Origin of the sequence: Congzhengia minquanensis (assembly GCF_014384785.1) — a bacterium.
Classification (GTDB): Bacteria; Bacillota; Clostridia; order UBA1381; family UBA9506; genus Congzhengia; species Congzhengia minquanensis.
In genome coordinates this window covers 557,942-573,438 of the sequence record NZ_JACRSU010000001.1, presented here as the reverse complement: position 1 = coordinate 573,438, position 15,497 = coordinate 557,942, and the positions used below count along the sequence as shown (strand labels likewise).

Annotated in this window: 14 protein-coding genes; 10 read left to right on the top strand and 4 right to left on the bottom strand. The window is 44.5% G+C overall.

Translation table 11 applies throughout. The features are described 5' to 3' along the window. Positions 1 to 149: 149 nt before the first annotated feature. From H8698_RS02640 to H8698_RS02600, 9 genes are all read left to right on the top strand, one after another. Entirely contained in the window at positions 150 to 1,979 is a 1,830-nt protein-coding gene (locus H8698_RS02640) for a WG repeat-containing protein (RefSeq protein WP_249311064.1), read from the top strand. A 151-nt stretch (positions 1,980 to 2,130) separates the two neighbouring features. Beyond that, positions 2,131 to 4,047, top strand: coding sequence for a thioredoxin domain-containing protein (locus H8698_RS02635; protein ID WP_249311063.1), 1,917 nt, complete (start codon positions 2,131 to 2,133; stop codon positions 4,045 to 4,047). Continuing rightward, positions 4,044 to 5,351 (top strand): FAD-dependent oxidoreductase, encoded by a 1,308-nt coding sequence (locus tag H8698_RS02630; protein WP_249311062.1) that lies wholly within the window; start codon positions 4,044 to 4,046, stop codon positions 5,349 to 5,351. The genes H8698_RS02635 and H8698_RS02630 overlap by 4 nt, the downstream gene beginning before the upstream one ends. Next, positions 5,344 to 6,135 (top strand): tocopherol cyclase family protein, encoded by a 792-nt coding sequence (locus H8698_RS02625; protein WP_249311061.1) that lies wholly within the window; start codon positions 5,344 to 5,346, stop codon positions 6,133 to 6,135. The genes H8698_RS02630 and H8698_RS02625 overlap by 8 nt, the downstream gene beginning before the upstream one ends. Positions 6,136 to 6,310: 175 nt before the next feature. Then, positions 6,311 to 6,574, top strand: a complete 264-nt coding sequence (gene rpsO, locus H8698_RS02620; RefSeq protein ID WP_177678448.1) for a 30S ribosomal protein S15 — start codon at positions 6,311 to 6,313, stop codon at positions 6,572 to 6,574. A 177-nt stretch (positions 6,575 to 6,751) separates the two neighbouring features. Continuing rightward, on the top strand, positions 6,752 to 7,735 hold the full coding sequence (locus H8698_RS02615; RefSeq protein WP_249311060.1) for a DnaD domain-containing protein: 984 nt from the start codon (positions 6,752 to 6,754) through the stop codon (positions 7,733 to 7,735). Next, positions 7,725 to 8,726: an ATP-binding protein gene (locus H8698_RS02610; protein WP_249311059.1), complete on the top strand. Its 1,002-nt coding sequence runs from the start codon at positions 7,725 to 7,727 to the stop codon at positions 8,724 to 8,726. Before H8698_RS02615 ends, H8698_RS02610 begins: the two co-directional genes overlap by 11 nt. Before the next feature lie 18 nt (positions 8,727 to 8,744). Beyond that, positions 8,745 to 9,389: a UDP-N-acetylglucosamine diphosphorylase gene (locus tag H8698_RS02605; RefSeq protein ID WP_249311058.1), complete on the top strand. Its 645-nt coding sequence runs from the start codon at positions 8,745 to 8,747 to the stop codon at positions 9,387 to 9,389. Between the two features lie 43 nt (positions 9,390 to 9,432). Next, entirely contained in the window at positions 9,433 to 10,383 is a 951-nt protein-coding gene (locus H8698_RS02600; RefSeq protein WP_249311057.1) for a ribose-phosphate diphosphokinase, read from the top strand. Positions 10,384 to 10,428: 45 nt separating this feature from the next. On the opposite strand, the gene H8698_RS02595 is transcribed toward H8698_RS02600, so the two are convergent. From H8698_RS02595 to H8698_RS02580, 4 genes are all read right to left on the bottom strand, one after another. Then, on the bottom strand, positions 10,429 to 11,037 hold the full coding sequence (locus H8698_RS02595; RefSeq protein ID WP_249311056.1) for an ABC-2 transporter permease: 609 nt from the start codon (positions 11,035 to 11,037) through the stop codon (positions 10,429 to 10,431). After that, entirely contained in the window at positions 11,034 to 11,882 is an 849-nt protein-coding gene (locus tag H8698_RS02590) for an ABC transporter ATP-binding protein (protein ID WP_249311055.1), read from the bottom strand. The genes H8698_RS02595 and H8698_RS02590 overlap by 4 nt, the downstream gene beginning before the upstream one ends. Before the next feature lie 3 nt (positions 11,883 to 11,885). Further along, positions 11,886 to 12,260, bottom strand: coding sequence for a GntR family transcriptional regulator (locus tag H8698_RS02585; protein ID WP_249311054.1), 375 nt, complete (start codon positions 12,258 to 12,260; stop codon positions 11,886 to 11,888). Positions 12,261 to 12,358: 98 nt separating this feature from the next. After that, positions 12,359 to 13,216, bottom strand: a complete 858-nt coding sequence (locus H8698_RS02580) for a helix-turn-helix domain-containing protein (protein ID WP_249311053.1) — start codon at positions 13,214 to 13,216, stop codon at positions 12,359 to 12,361. Between the two features lie 183 nt (positions 13,217 to 13,399). Here H8698_RS02580 and H8698_RS02575 point away from each other — a divergent pair, with 183 nt between their 5' ends. Continuing rightward, entirely contained in the window at positions 13,400 to 15,478 is a 2,079-nt protein-coding gene (locus H8698_RS02575; RefSeq protein ID WP_249311051.1) for a hypothetical protein, read from the top strand. Positions 15,479 to 15,497 lie beyond the last annotated feature (19 nt).

Here is a 15,497-nt window from a genome sequence, read left to right as displayed (position 1 = left end):
ATTGTGTTAGTGTAGGATTTTGTTTGGCGACAATCGGAGCAATGTGTTTTTCGTGCGTCAGCTTCGGTTGGCGCACTTTTTTAATTTGCAAAAACTTATGGCAAAACAAAATTGACAAATGAAAACTTACATTAACGGAGGGGACAAAAATGAAAAAAAATTTTGCAACACAAACGGCGTTTCTCTTATTAATGCTTTACTTGTTTACCGGTTCGGCAGCCGCATATGAAACAAAGAACGTAACCGCAGAACTGGCGGCGTATGATTATGCGGTCGACGCTGGATGGAATGATTTTGGCGAAATCTATTGTCCGGGCTATAACGTGGGGGAACAAACATATTTAGAGGTTCCGTCAGCGGAATATCCTGACGCAACAGCACTGATGGACGTTGCAACGGGGATACTTGTTTACGACAATTTGGAAGCCATAAATCCACTTTCGGAATATTCCGATTTGGTAGTTTTAAAGCAAGACGGAAGAATCGTTGTTTTTGATTTGGAAAAACAACAGGAGATTTGCCAGCTTGCCAATGATAATCTGATGCTGTATGCAGGCCGGTTTTCGGAAGCGGGCGGATTTGTTACACTGGCTTCCGATGAAAAGCTGCACTTTATTTCCAATGACGGGGTTATCGGCAACGCGGCAAACCTTGATTACAGCCAATATACCGACCCGTTAAAGCCCCCGGTAGTGAGAAGATATTTGGGTGAGGGGTTATATCAATTTGGCATAGGAAAAACGGCGTATAATTATGAGTCGATTGGTATAATCAACCAAAACGGCGATGTGGTTGCATATGCGGATGGCATATTTGATAAATTTATCAACGGGATTTGTATTATAGGAAGAGATGGCAAGCGCGGCGCAATCAACGCCTTGGGCGAAGAAATCATTCCGTGCGAATATGATCAATTGAAGCATTTCGGTGATTTGTTTTTAGCGCAACGGGGAGATGTTTATTCCGATTTAAACGTAAACGGCGAGACGCTAACAACGTTTCAGCCGGATGCTTCGCTATATGATTATGTAGTCAATTATATCGGTAACGGTCTTGCCGTTGTTTGCAAAAAAGGACAAAACTATTGGGAAAACAAATATGGTTTGGTTGACTGCGAGAATAATATTGTGATGCCGATAGAGTATGCAGAAATTCATGTCGAATTTGCGGAAGATATGTACTGTGTTCGTCTGACGCAGATTTACAGGGGCGATTCTGTATATGGTTATATTGATGAAACAGGGTCGATTGCCGTACCGTTTATTTATGATTATGCATATGGTTTTTCAGAGGGGTTGGCGGCGGTGAGCAAAGACGGAAAATATGGATTCATTGATAAAACAGGTACTGTTGTTATTCCATTTCTGTATTCTTATGCAGGCAGTTTTTCAAACGGAGTGGCAACCGTTTGGACAGAGGATGATATAGAAATTAACATTAATAAAAATAATGAAATTGTGCCAAAAAATGATGAAACGGAAAACGAAAAGGCGCCGAAATATGAGCTTACAAACCCCTATACATACGAATGGGACATGCAGGCAGGTTATATAGGCGGCGTGAAGCTAAATAACATAAACCGTATTGCGGATATTTCGCATTTTGGCGTTTTTCCGGTAGTTGTCGGTACAAACGGACAGTATGTGATTGCATTTTCCAAGGATTTTCAAAAAATGTACCGCGTTACTTTTAACGAAGAAGATATTCCTTACACCAAAAGTGTTGCAGAACAAAAGGCAGGAGGCGTAGCGGTTCATGTGGAGCTGTTTTCGATTCCAGAAGGAAGTAATCTCATTGCCGCAGGCTACAAAAATAACAAGCTGAAAGTCTTGGAGACCGTATCTTCCGCGGAAAGAATAGAAACAATAACATTTCATGCAGATGTTGATGTCATTAAGATAATGGCGTGGGATGGCTTCGGTAATTTACAGCCGATTACGGGGATAGAAGAAATCTCAAAAGATAAATGGAAGCAATAAGCGATTGCAAATAGTGAATTTGGTATCGTGCGTCAATTTTGTATTGGGAAAAAGCAGCGAAAACGGATATGAGCCGTTTTCGCTGCTTTTTTTCTTCCGTTTGTTTTATTATGGGCAAAAATTGGAATAATAGTGTTGAGGTGGTAAATAGATGAACCATTTAAAAAATGAAACAAGCCCATACTTAAAGCAGCACGCTGAGAACCCGGTTGATTGGTATCCCTGGGGAGGCGAGGCGTTTTTAAAAGCAAAAAAAGAGAACAAGCCGGTGTTTTTAAGCATTGGCTACAGCACCTGCCACTGGTGCCACGTAATGGCCCATGAAAGCTTTGAAAATAACGAAGTGGCAGACATTTTAAACAAAAACTTTGTCTCAATTAAAGTAGACAAAGAGGAACGGCCGGACATCGACAGCATTTATATGCAGGTATGCCAGGCGTTTACGGGCAGCGGCGGCTGGCCCACATCGGTGTTTTTAACGCCGGACCAAACGCCTATTTTCGCCGGCACCTATTATTCAAAGGCAGATTTTTGCCGCCTGGCTAACCGCATTGCCCAGCTTTGGGAAACACAGCGGGAGGAGCTTTTAACCGCCGGCAGGGAAATCGTCAGTGCGCTGAGTTCGCCTGCGGCTGGGAATGAAAGCGTTTCAAATCATCTGCTGGATATGGCGGCACACCAGTTTGCACAGGCGTTTGACGAAAAAAACGGCGGGTTTGGAAGCAGTCCAAAATTCCCCTCGCCCCACAACCTGCTGTTTTTGCTTAGCCGCTGGCAAACTGCAAACGATAAACAGGTGCTTAAAATGGCCGAAAAGACTTTGACGCAAATGTATAAGGGCGGCCTGTTCGACCACATTGGGTTTGGGTTTTCCCGCTATTCCACAGACGATTTTTTCTTAGTCCCTCACTTTGAAAAAATGCTTTACGACAACGCGCTGTTAATGATGGCTTATATTACGGCTTTCCACATTACAAAAAACGAGCTTTTTAAAGATGTGGCAGTGAAAACCGCCACCTATGTTCTAAGGGAGATGACGGACCCTGCCGGAGGCTTCTACTCTGCCCAGGATGCCGACAGTGACGGGGAAGAGGGCAAATTTTACACCTTTACCTATGAGGAGCTGACCGCGCTTTTAGGCGAAAAAAACGGCAGCAATTTTAATGAATATTTTGGCATTACCAAAGAAGGCAACTTTGAGGGGAAAAACATTCCCAACCTGCTGGGACAGGAAACGCTAAGCAGGGAAACAAGCAAATTTATTCCAGCAGTTTTAGACTACCGGAAAAAAAGGACGCAGCTGCATTTAGACGACAAAATTTTAACTGCCTGGAACGGTTTGATGATTTGCGCCTTTACCCGCATGTACCGCGCAGTCGGCGATATGGTATATTTAGAAACTGCCAAAGATGCATACAGCTTTATAGAACAGAATTTAATGGAAAACGGCACGCTTTTTGTCAGTTTCCGGCACACAAGAAGTAAAACCCCCGGCTTTTTAGACGACTATGCCAACACAATTCTGGCACTCATCAGCTTATATGAAGCGACCCTCGAAAAGGACTATTTAAACAAGGCGCTGCGGCTTACAGAAAAAACGGCAGACAATTTTTATGACGGGGAAAACGGCGGATTTTTCCTCTATGGTGCCGATGCGGAACAATTGATTTTGAGGCCGAAAGAAACCTACGACGGGGCCATGCCCTCGGGCAACTCTGTTATGGCATATAATTTGGTGAAGCTCTCGCAAATCACCCAGGACCCAAAATTAGAGCAACAGGCGAAAAGGCAGCTTGCGTTTATGTCCGCCGTGGCGGAGGACTACCCAATGGGCTACAGCTTCTTTTTGCTGGCGCTGTTGGAGTATTTAAATCCCCCGGTAAGGATAGTCTGTGTCCGCAAGGATGAGGACGCATATCTTGCCAAATTTCCGCAAAACGCCGCAGTAAGGCTTGTTGACAGCGGGGAAGAGCCGCAGTATCCCATAATAAACGGCAGAACCACCTATTATGTTTGCAACGCCAAAAGTTGTCTGCCGCCCACTAACAATTTGGAGGACGTATTATGAATCACCAATCCGTGTGGACAGCCACGGCGAGGATGCCGCGGTTTGAAACCTTAAACAAAGACATTAAAACCGACGTGTTAATCATTGGCGGCGGCCTATGCGGTATTTTGTGCGCCCATTTCCTAACCCAGGCCGGCGTTGACTGTGTGGTGGCTGAGGCAAACCGTGTCGGGCTTGGTATTACGAAAAATACCACAGCCAAAATTACCTCCCAGCACGGGCTGATTTACGATAAGCTCATGCGCACTTCAGGGCCGGACGCGGCCATGCAGTATTTTTGGGCAAACCAGAAAGCCGTGGAGCACTACCGCACGCTTTGCGAGTCGATTGACTGTGACTTTGAAACCAAAAGCGCTTATATCTATTCCCTCACCGACCGAGAGAAAATTGAGCGGGAAGTGGTGGCAGTGCGCATGCTGGGTTTTCAGGCGGAGTTTTCAGAAACTCTGCCCCTGCCGTTTTCCATAAAAGGCGCAATCGAATTTCCCAACCAGGCGCAGTTTCACCCCTTAAAGTTTTTGTCCGCCGTGGCAGGCGGCCTGCGCTTATATGAAAACACGTTTATAAAAGACATCAGCCCGCACAAGGCATGGTCGGAGCGGAGCAGCATCACGGCGGACAAAATTATTGTAACCACCCACTTTCCCTTTATCAACAAACATGGGAGCTATTTTCTAAAGATGTACCAGCAGCGGTCTTATGTGCTGGCGCTGAAAAGTGCCCAAGATGTTTCCGGCATGTATCTGGGCGCGGAGGAAAACGGCCTTTCGTTCCGGAATTACGGGGATCTTTTGCTGTTGGGCGGCGGCGGACACAGAACCGGCAAACAGGGAGGAAACTGGGAAGAACTGCGCGCCTTTGCAAAGAAACACTATCCCAAAGCAGAGGAGTGCTATGCCTGGGCTGCCCAGGACTGCATGAGTCTGGACTCCGTCCCCTATATAGGGAATTATTCCAAACAGACGCCGGATTTGTTTGTGGCCACGGGCTTTAACAAGTGGGGCATGACGACTTCTATGGTTGCGGCAGAGATTTTGTGCGACATGGTGCAGGGAAAAGAAAACGAGTTTGCAAAGGCGTTTTCACCCCACAGAAGCATGTTAAAGCCCCAGCTTTTTGTAAATGGCGCAGAGGCGGTGAAAAACTTGCTCACGCCTACAACAAAGCGCTGCCCCCATTTGGGATGCGCGTTAAAGTGGAACAAGGCGGAGCACACGTGGGACTGTCCCTGCCACGGCTCACGCTTTCAGGAGAACGGAGATTTAATCGACAATCCTGCGACGGGCGGTGCAAAGATTGAATAACTATTTTGAAGGGTATTATTACAAGCACCAAAAAAACAACGACACCCTGTGCTTCATTGTGGGACGGTCTAAATCCGAGGAGTTTATTCAAATATTAACCAACGACGCGGTTTATCAGGTTCCCTTTATCGGGAACAATCAATTTTCGAAACAAGGTGTGAAGCTGGACATTCACAGCGAAAACGTAACGCTGACCGGTGAAATTTCCTATGGGGAGCTTGCTCCCATAAAATATGACATTATGGGCCCTTTTGCCCGTTTGCCTATGGAGTGCAGGCATGGCATTATCAGCATGCGCCACACGCTGTTCGGTGAAGTAGTTTTAAACGGAAAAACCATTGACTTTTCCGGCGGATTGGGGTATATTGAAATGGATGCCGGACGGTCATTTCCCAAATCGTATATCTGGGTGCAGAGCAATGACTTTAAAGAGCCTTGCTCGGTGTTTGCTTCAGTTGCCACCATTCCGTTTCTGTTTTTTCACTTTGTGGGAACCATTGCACTGGTGCTTTATGAGGGCAGGGAATACCGCTTTGCCACATATCTGGGCGCAAAAGTGCTGGCCTGCACTGAAAACCAAATTGTGTTAAAACAGGGAAAACAGCAGCTTGAAATTTGGCTTCGGCCAGATGCCGGGCTAAAGCTTGCCGCGCCGGACAAGGGGGAGATGAGCAGAACCATTTTAGAAAATCCCTCTTGCTTTGCCAATTTTAAATTTTACCTTGAGGACAAACTTGTGTTTGACTTTAATTCCGACCACACCAGCTTTGAATATGAATATTGAGGTTATATTTCATTTTCTTTACAAAAAATTTAAAAAAATTTAAAAAAACCCTTTACAAATACAACTGGTTGTGGTAAAATACTTTCTGTTACCAAGACTGGGGGTTGGGCGTCGCCTCGAATTAGACCTTTCTCTCGGTTTTCGGCTTAAATATTTTTTTAGGAGGATTTTTTTCATGAGACCAGAAGTAAAACAGGAAATTATTGAAAAGTATAAGCTGCATGAGGGCGACACAGGTTCCCCCGAAGTGCAGATTGCGCTTTTAACAGAACGTATTAACCACTTAAACGAGCACTTAAAGCTGTTTAAGAAAGACCATCATTCCAGACGCGGACTTTTAAAAATGGTTGGTCAGCGCAGAGGTCTGTTAAACTATTTAATGAAGATTGACATTGAACGTTACCGCGCAATTATCGAAAAACTCGGACTGCGTAAATAATTTAAAATTAGTTTTCAAGGTGCCACGTTACTGCCTAAGTCGCTGACGTGGCATTTTTTGCGCCGCTTTCGCGGTTAAGCCCCATCAAATTTTCTCGAAACTGGTCTTATCTTGTTTACAAAACCGGTTTCTTGTGGTATAATATGTCCTATATGATAAAAAGCGTTGGTGAGATAAATGATTTTAAACCCCATTTCCTCCGGCCCGGAGCAAGGCTTTATTAAAGTGCCTGACGCGGCCTGCGAAAAGTTAATAAAAACGGGAAACACCGTTTATCTTGCCGTATATATGTACGCGCTGGGACAGTTCTATAAAGGCAGAACAGACATTTCAAACGGATTTATCGCAGACTGCCTGCATATCAATGTAATAGACGTCGTTAACGCGTTTTTGTTTTGCGCTTCGGAAGGGTTAGTGGCCATACATAATTTCACCAGCGTGGGCGACGGGGAGTTTGATGTGGAGTTTTGCTTCGATGTTCCGTGCGGAGCAAAACAATCAGACTTTAAGCCCCACTACAAAAGCGGTGAAATCGGCAAACGGATGGAAGAAAACTCAAAGCTGGCGCAAACCTACAAAATTGTCAGCGGCATTTTGGGCAAAACCCTTTCGTCTTCTGACATTGAATTGCTATATTCCATGTACGACTATTACGGCCTCACACCGGAGGTTATTGTGGTTATGGTGGAATATTTTGCGTCGAAGGGCAAAACCACCATGCGCAAGCTGGAGCGTGAGGCGCAGAAATGGTCTGAAAATGGAATTGACTCGGTGGCAAAAGCTAACCTATTTATAAAAAAGCGGGAGGAATTGCTTTCCTTTGCAGGAACAGTGCGCCGCATTATCGGAGCCAACGAGCGCAAGCTCACCACTAAGGAGTTAGAATATATCAACAGGTGGCAGCAGGAGTTTCAGTGTGAGGCGGAGGACATTAAAAAAGCCTATGAAATTACGGTGGAAAACACCGGCAAGGTGGCCTTTGGCTACATGAATAAAATTTTGGAAAGCTGGAAAAAAGAGCGGGAAACCGGCATAAAGGAGCAGCCAATTTTAAAAACAAAGCCTGCTGCTCCAAAAAAATCAAGATATAATTACGAAGAAATTGAGCGCAAGACCTTTTTAAACGTAACCCGAAAAGGCGGTGAAACCAATGGCTTATGACGCGGAACTCTACAGGGAAATTGAAGCGGAGTATGAAGACATCAGACGGCAGAATGAGGTGGATTTGGCAGAGCGCCGGGAGCGCGTGTTTAAAAACGTGCCCGAAGCGTTCGATGTGGACAACGAAATTAAAATGTTGGGCCTAAAGCTTTATAAAATCGCCTTGTCCGGCGGGAATGTGCAGCAGCAGGTAAAAAATTTGCGCACCCAGCAAAAACAGCTGCTTTCCAAGCGTGACGCTTTGCTGGTTGAAAACGGATATGCCACTGACGAGCTTTCTGAACGGTTTTTGTGCGCCAAATGCCGCGATACCGGGGCTGTGGGAACAGAGCTTTGCGACTGTTATAAACGCAAGCTGGTGCTAAAGGCCTATGAGCGGTCGAACCTATCCTCCCAGCTGAAAAACCAGAGCTTTAAAACCTTTGATTTGTCGCTTTATTCCGATGAACAAAGCATAGATTTTGGTATTTCCCCCAGGGAGCATATGAAAGGGATTTTAAACACCTGCCTGGGCTTTGTCAATAACTTCGGCAAAACTGACAAAAGCCTGCTGTTTTGGGGCGCACCGGGGCTGGGAAAGACGTTTCTTTCCACCTGCATTGCAAAGGAACTGATTAAAAAGGGCTATTCCGTCATATACGAAACGGCTTATCAAACCTTTTCCATGCTGGAGGAACTAAAGTTTAAACGGACGGATGACTACGACAAACTGAAGTTTAAGGTCGACAAGCTATACACCTGTGATTTGCTGATTTTAGACGATTTGGGCAGCGAGTTTTCCACACAGTATACCAACGCGGCTCTGTTCGATATTTTAAACTCCCGGCTGATTTCCGGCAAAAAAACGGTAATTAACACAAACCTGTCTGTTGCAGAGTTTGAATATAAATATTCCGAGCGCGTTGCGTCGAGAATTATAGGGCACTTTCTGATGCTTCACTTTATCGGAAGCGACATTCGTTTGGAAAAATCGGTAAACGATTTAAAATAAAATTTGGAGGCGTTTTTTTTGGCAAGAGAAGATATTATCAAAAAGCACAAGGCCGCCGGCGTTGTGTTTGTTGATGAAAACAACGTGTATATCGACGAAACGGTTCTCATAGGAGATGGTACCGTGGTTGAGCCTAATGTGCGCATTACGGGCAGCACAAAAATCGGCAGAAACGCGCTGATTGGCTTTTGTTCAGACATTGCAAACTGCGAAATCGGCGATAACGTTACCGTGAAGCATTCGGTTTTAACCGACAGCAAAATCGGAGCAGGCACCAACATTGGCCCCTTCGCCTATGTGCGTCCCAACTGCTGTGTGGGTGAAAATGTAAAGCTTGGCGACTTTGTGGAAATTAAAAACTCCAACATTGGCGACGGAACAAAGCTTGCCCATTTAACCTATGTGGGCGACGCCGACGTTGGCAAACATATAAACTTTGGCTGCGGCACGGTTGTGGTGAACTACGACGGGAAAAACAAGCATAGAACTGTGATTGAAGACGGCGCGTTCATCGGCTGCAACACAAATCTTGTTTCACCTGTAACAGTAGGTGAAAATGCATACACCGCCGCAGGCTCCACCATAACGGAGGACGTGCCGGCAGACACCCTGGCAATTGCACGGGCGCGCCAGGTGATTAAAGACAACTGGAAACGCAAATAATTTTATTTTAATATCTAAAAGATTTAAGAGGGGAGTATCACAAATGATAAACCACGGTAAGGATGTAAAAATTTTTGCCTGCAACGCCAACCCAAATCTGGCGGCCAAAATTGCAAAGGAGCTGGACTTAAAGGTTGGAAACGCCGAAGTGAGCATGTTTTCTGACGGCGAGATTTCGGTAAACATTTATGAAACAGTCCGGGGTTCCGACGTGTTCATTGTTCAGTCGACCTCAAACCCGGTGAACGACAACCTGATGGAGCTTTTAATTATGATTGACGCGTTTAAACGCGCATCGGCCTCCAGAATAACCGCAGTTATGCCCTATTTTGGCTATGCCAGACAGGACCGGAAATCAAAGGCCAGAGATCCCATTTCAGCCAAGCTGGTTGCGGACTTAATTACGGCCGCCGGAGCAGACCGTGTTTTGACAATGGACCTGCACGCGGCGCAGATCCAGGGCTTTTTCAACATTCCTGTGGATCATTTGCTGGGCGGAACCTATCTTGCGCAGTATTATCTTGAAAAGTTCCCGCAGCGCAGTGATTTGGTGGTTGTTTCGCCCGATTTAGGCAGCGTGACAAGAGCAAGAAACTTTGCCTCTAAGCTTGACGTACCCATTGCCATCATTGATAAACGGCGGCCAAAGCCGAATGTGGCAGAGGTTATGAATATCATTGGTGATATTAAAGATAAAAAAGTTATTTTGGTGGACGATATGATTGACACTGCCGGCACCATTACCCACGGCGCGAAAGCGCTCGCCGAGCGCGGCGCAAAAGAGGTTTATGCCTGCTGTACCCACGGCGTGCTGTCCGGCCCGGCAATGGAACGCATTTCAGACAGCCCCATTAAAGAGCTGGTAACGTTAGACACCATTGCAATCCCCGAAGAAAAAATGATTGAGAAAATTAAAACCATATCGGTTGCCCCCCTGTTTGCAGAGGCAATCAGAAGAATTTATTGCGACGGTTCCGTGAGCGAACTGTTTTAATTGAATACATAGAAAAAGCGCGGCCGGCAGGCCGCGCTTTTTCTATTAAAACTCTTTGTTTTTGTAAATATGCACTGAAAGCAAAATGGAGAGTATTAAAACCACAACGGAAACCGCTGGAGCCAGATAAAACGCACGTTCTACCAATGCGGGATCGGGTTTTGGAAAGTCCAGCTTGGAGACCGCAGTTAAAAGCAGGGTGGGCAGCACGGCAATGCCGATTAAAACCATTCGGCCTTTTTCCACGCCCAGTTTAAAAATAGCAGGGAAGATGATGGAAGCAAAGAACAGGCCAATCGACATGAACATCAGTGTTGTCATAACGCTTTCAGAAACGTTTTTGGAGATGATGCAGCTGGTTGCAAAAGAAAGCACACCGCACACGAAAATGCACAAAATGGTCAGCAAATATTTTGAAACCACCATCTGCGTTCTCGACACGGGCATGGTCAGGGCATATTTATCCCAGTGGGCCTGTTCGTCATACGCAATGGCGGATACGGGGATCATAACGGAGAAAAATGCCGTCACACCCCCGAAAAATGAGGCATTGTTGTCCTGAAATGCTAAAAAAAGCCAGAACGCCAAAATAATGAAATAAATTCTCAGTTGCTGACGCATTGCATAAAAATCCTTTAATATTAAGCCTTTCATTTCTGCTCCTCCTTCACAAAATAAAGCATAATGTCCTCAATGGTCGGCTGGTCACTTACAAACCCTTTGCAAGAGGCGGAGCGTTCCATTAGCGCCTCCACGCCAAAACTGTTTTTCCGGGCGCCGATCACCGTGCTTTTGTCAATGGTTTCATACTGGTCTTTGGTGCACTTTACAATGACATACTTTTCCAGCAAATCCTCTTTCGTTTCGCTGAAAATAATTTTGCCCTTATGCACAAAGGTTATGTAATCGCAAATTTTTTCCAGGTCGCTGATGATATGGGAGGAAATAAAAATACTGTTTTTTTCGTCCTGAATAAACTCTAAAAATACGTCTAAAATTTCGTCGCGCACTATGGGGTCTAAGCCGCTGGTGGCTTCGTCTAAAATTAAAAGCCTGCTTGCGTGTGATAACGCCACCGCAATGGAAAGCTTCATTTTCATGCCGCGGGAATAGTCTTTCACGGTTTTTTTGTCCGGCAGATTAAACTGATGAGCAAAAGCCAAAAACTTTTCACTGTTCCAGGTTTTGTAACAGTTTTTCATAATGCTGTTCACGTCTTTTAAAGAGAGGTTTGCAGGAAAGTTGCTCTCGTCCATCACCACGCCAATCTCTTCCCTCAAACCGGCGCCGCTTTTTCTAAAATCCTTGCCCAAAACGGAAATATCGCCGCCATCCCGGTGCAAAAGGCCTAAAATCAGTTTAATTGTAGTGCTTTTTCCAGCGCCGTTTTCCCCAATAAAGCCCATAATGCAGCCTTCGGGCAGAGTGAGGCTCACATTGTCTAACTGAAAATCGTTAAATTTTTTAGTCAGGTTTTTAATTTCTAAGGCATTGCCCATGGTTTAATCCTCCTTAAAGTTAAGCGTGAGCATTTCAATTAGCTCATCTAAGCTGATGTTGCAGCCAGCGGCCAGGTCAGATGCGGCTCGCAGCAGTTCCTCAATTTTTTTAAGCTGCTCCTCGCGGATAATTGCAAGATTTTTACGGGCTACAAAGCTGCCCTTGCCGGGAACAGAGGTAATAAACCCGTCACGCTCCAAATCCTCATAGGCCCGTTTCGTGGTAATAACGCTAATGCGCAGTTCCTTTGCAAGCAGTCGAATGGAGGGCAGCATTTCGTCTTCTTCCAATGCGCCTGAAATAATGGCGGATTTAATCTGCTCGCTGATTTGGCTGTAAATTGGTTTCCCGCTGGAATTGCTGATAGAGATGTTCAAACAATCTGTCCCCCTTTCAATGCGTTTATACTGTATATAGACATTATACACAGTATAAACAATTTTGTCAATAATATTTTAAAATAAAAAAGTCGCCGTTAATTCAAACGGCGGCTTTTCGATTTGCGAATGTAGCTAGGGGTAGCGCCAAAGCGCTTTTTAAAAGTGCGGTTAAAATAGGGAATGTTAGAGAAACCGCATTCATAAGCGATAGTGGCAATACTTAAAACAGTGTCGGTCAACAAAGATTTTGCACGCTGAAGGCGTACCTCGTTTAAATATTCGTGAAAGCTTTTTCCCAGTTGTTCTTTAAAAATGCGTCCCAGATATTTTTCATTAATAAAAACCTTGTCGGCACATTGTTTTAGCGTGAGCGGTTCACTGTAAAGTGTCTCAGCAGTTTGTTTTGCGTCTAGAACAGCCCAATGCAAGTTGTCATTGTCATATGTAATTTTGCTGGAAAGCAGACAAATATAGCTGTCAATAATCTGAGCTATTTTTTCCACCTTGTTTAAATCTGCGTTAATTTCACAGGATTTTAAAGCAGAAATCATTTTTTCTGATGAAACACTCGTCAGATGACACCTGTGTCGTATTTTTTCTATCGTACGTGACTTGTCTGCAACTATGTTTCCAATATAAAAAATGCATTTAACGTTGTTGTCTATGATAATGGGATAAACATATTCCATGATTCCGTAGGCGCAGTAGCCCCAAAAGGGCTTTTTTTTATTGAACAATTTTGCGTTTGTCATTTTTTTGCAAAGCAAACAGGTGTTTAAGCCTTTTAAGGTGGTTTTGGCTGCACTGCAGTAGGTATTGGCATGAAGATAATAACTTGGAGGAAGATACATTATGTTTGAATTCAAGATGGTAGAGGTTGTCATAATGTTGAATGAGAGGTTGGTTCCGTCCAGCAATAGGGTGATGACATCTAAAAGTGGAGAAAATTGCATTTATTACACCTCATTTCGTTAAAATTATATCATAATTATTTCTTATATGCAAGTAATTTAAAATTATATTGTTTCGTTTGTGCAATTATTTTGTTTCCTTTTTGTAAGCTTTTTATTAAGACGATTGTTATAATGAAAGCAAAGTTATGTGTAATAACTAAAAATAAAAATGGAGGGATAAAAATGAAAAACAAACTTTTTGCATTTTTGGTGTGCTGTTTCATTCTTCTTTCAGCAGGTTTCAATGTGGTCGCGGAAGTTGTCCCGGCTGACGCAGGACCACTGCCGTCATACTTTGAAAGTTCAGACGGACAGTTTTTTTATCCATTTAATTCGGAAGGCGACTGGTCAAAGAAACTGAGCATAGCAAACGGTGATTGGGTGTCGTTTGCGCAGACGGATGGCATAAACAATTCCGGAATGTTAGAACTGAAGCCCTATGCAGGCCTTTCGCCAATCACCAGCGGCGTGAACAGTATTACCATGCAGGAGGAGCAGAACCTGACAATTCGGGGCGAAATCCGTTATGCAAATTATGACAAATTAGTTTCAAGCAAGTGTTATGTAGAATGTTATTTAACCGGCTTAAAGGGCGCGCCGCTTTACAGCGATGCCGCGTGCACGGTATCTGCCGGCGAGGCGGCGGGCGGCTTTGTAAAAGCCAACGTACAGACAGATGAAAATGGCAAAGCCTTTGGTGACGGGGCCTGGCATACGTTTACACTGTCGTTCCCCACAAAGGGCGCAAAGCACAGCACCGGAAGCTACATAGACTTAACGGGGCATACGGTAAACTTATGGTTCCGCCCCTACAATGGGAATGAATTTAGTGCAACCACATCTTACTTTACGCAGGAATATCTGGATGAATGTGCGCAGACGGGTGAAACCCCATACGTAGACGTGCTTTTGGATGATTTTGAAGGATATTTTTCTTCCAATACAGATACAGGCGGATATCAAAATGACGGGAAAACAATTTTTAATCCCTTTGGTGCCTCGGACACGCCTGACACAACGGCGTTTGTTGGTTCAAAGGCAAATAGAGCTTTTCAGGAGGAGTATTTAGGCCAAAAAGGCGTTGTGACGCTGAAAAACGAAATTGGCAATGTGGATACGCTAACTTGGAATATAACCGCGACGGAAGGAAAAAAACTACGGGTGTCAGGCGATATTGCTCTGATGAACGCGAAAGATTTAACAACAGAAAATGTGAACGTAAATGCACTGTTGATTTTAAACGGCGGAAGCACAAACAGCCCTGCCGGCTTTTATGAAGACGAGGCGTGCACAATTCCGTGCGAATCGGTCAGCGGCAACGCCATTTGTCACTCCGCAACCATCTTAAAGGGAATTTCTTCCGACGGTTGGGTACACTTTTCTCAGGATTTTGATACCACTACGGTTTACAAATCATCCATCAAACGCGTCAGCACTGACGGTGCGAAAAAGACGGTATATATCAAACCCTGGGAGGTTTCACAGATATCCGTTTGGTTCCGTGTGGCAAACGGCGGCGTAAATACTTCAACCATTTCCGTGAATTCCAAGATATTTACAGATGAATATTTAATAAACTGCGGTTACATGCTTGAAAATGAAACTACCTGGGTGGCAGACCCGGATAAAACACAGACAAATCCGTATTTGCAGTATGCCCTTGATAATTTTAGTATTAAGAGCGTGCAAGATGGTGAGATTTATCCGGAAGATTTTTGCGTAACAGCGGAAGATATTTCGAAAACAGAAAATATTTTTGCAGGAGATACAATCAACGTATCTTATACCATTACAGACGGCTATACAGAGGGAAACTCTCGTGCATATGTTATGTTAGACGGCAGAATTGTTGCAGCCGGAAAAACACAGGGAGCGTTTGATTTTATTGTGCCGGAAGATGCTGCCGGAAAGGAACTGACGGTCACAATCATTCCGGCTGTCGGCACATTTTACGGCAATACGGAGCACGTCATTTCTTTTGGTACTGTGAATAAGATATCGCTAACGGCACAACAGTCCGGCAGCGGTATAAGCTGGAGCTATGACGCAGAAAAGGATACTGAAGATTCAATTGTAATCGTGGCGCTTTATGATGAAATGGGCATGATGGTGAAATGCGAAATTGTAAATATTGCCTCAGGGCAAACGTATCAGAATACGCTCACGGATGACACGGCAGTAAAAGGAAAAGTATTTCGTTGGGAATCTCAAAAAAGCGCGAAACCGCTTCAAAAAAATTTAACAGTAACCATATTAAAATAAAACTAAATGGCCTATTTTC

Bases quoted from the DNA above. Each gene is read 5' to 3' on its own strand.
- H8698_RS02640 (WP_249311064.1), top strand. From the start codon at position 150: ATGAAAAAAAATTTTGCAACACAAACGGCGTTTCTCTTATTAATGCTT.
- H8698_RS02635 (WP_249311063.1), top strand. From the start codon at position 2,131: ATGAACCATTTAAAAAATGAAACAAGCCCATACTTAAAGCAGCACGCT.
- H8698_RS02630 (WP_249311062.1), top strand. From the start codon at position 4,044: ATGAATCACCAATCCGTGTGGACAGCCACGGCGAGGATGCCGCGGTTT.
- rpsO (WP_177678448.1), top strand. From the start codon at position 6,311: ATGAGACCAGAAGTAAAACAGGAAATTATTGAAAAGTATAAGCTGCAT.
- H8698_RS02615 (WP_249311060.1), top strand. From the start codon at position 6,752: ATGATTTTAAACCCCATTTCCTCCGGCCCGGAGCAAGGCTTTATTAAA.
- H8698_RS02610 (WP_249311059.1), top strand. From the start codon at position 7,725: ATGGCTTATGACGCGGAACTCTACAGGGAAATTGAAGCGGAGTATGAA.
- H8698_RS02600 (WP_249311057.1), top strand. From the start codon at position 9,433: ATGATAAACCACGGTAAGGATGTAAAAATTTTTGCCTGCAACGCCAAC.
- H8698_RS02595 (WP_249311056.1), bottom strand. From the start codon at position 11,037: ATGAAAGGCTTAATATTAAAGGATTTTTATGCAATGCGTCAGCAACTG.
- H8698_RS02590 (WP_249311055.1), bottom strand. From the start codon at position 11,882: ATGGGCAATGCCTTAGAAATTAAAAACCTGACTAAAAAATTTAACGAT.
- H8698_RS02580 (WP_249311053.1), bottom strand. From the start codon at position 13,216: ATGCAATTTTCTCCACTTTTAGATGTCATCACCCTATTGCTGGACGGA.
- H8698_RS02575 (WP_249311051.1), top strand. From the start codon at position 13,400: ATGAAAAACAAACTTTTTGCATTTTTGGTGTGCTGTTTCATTCTTCTT.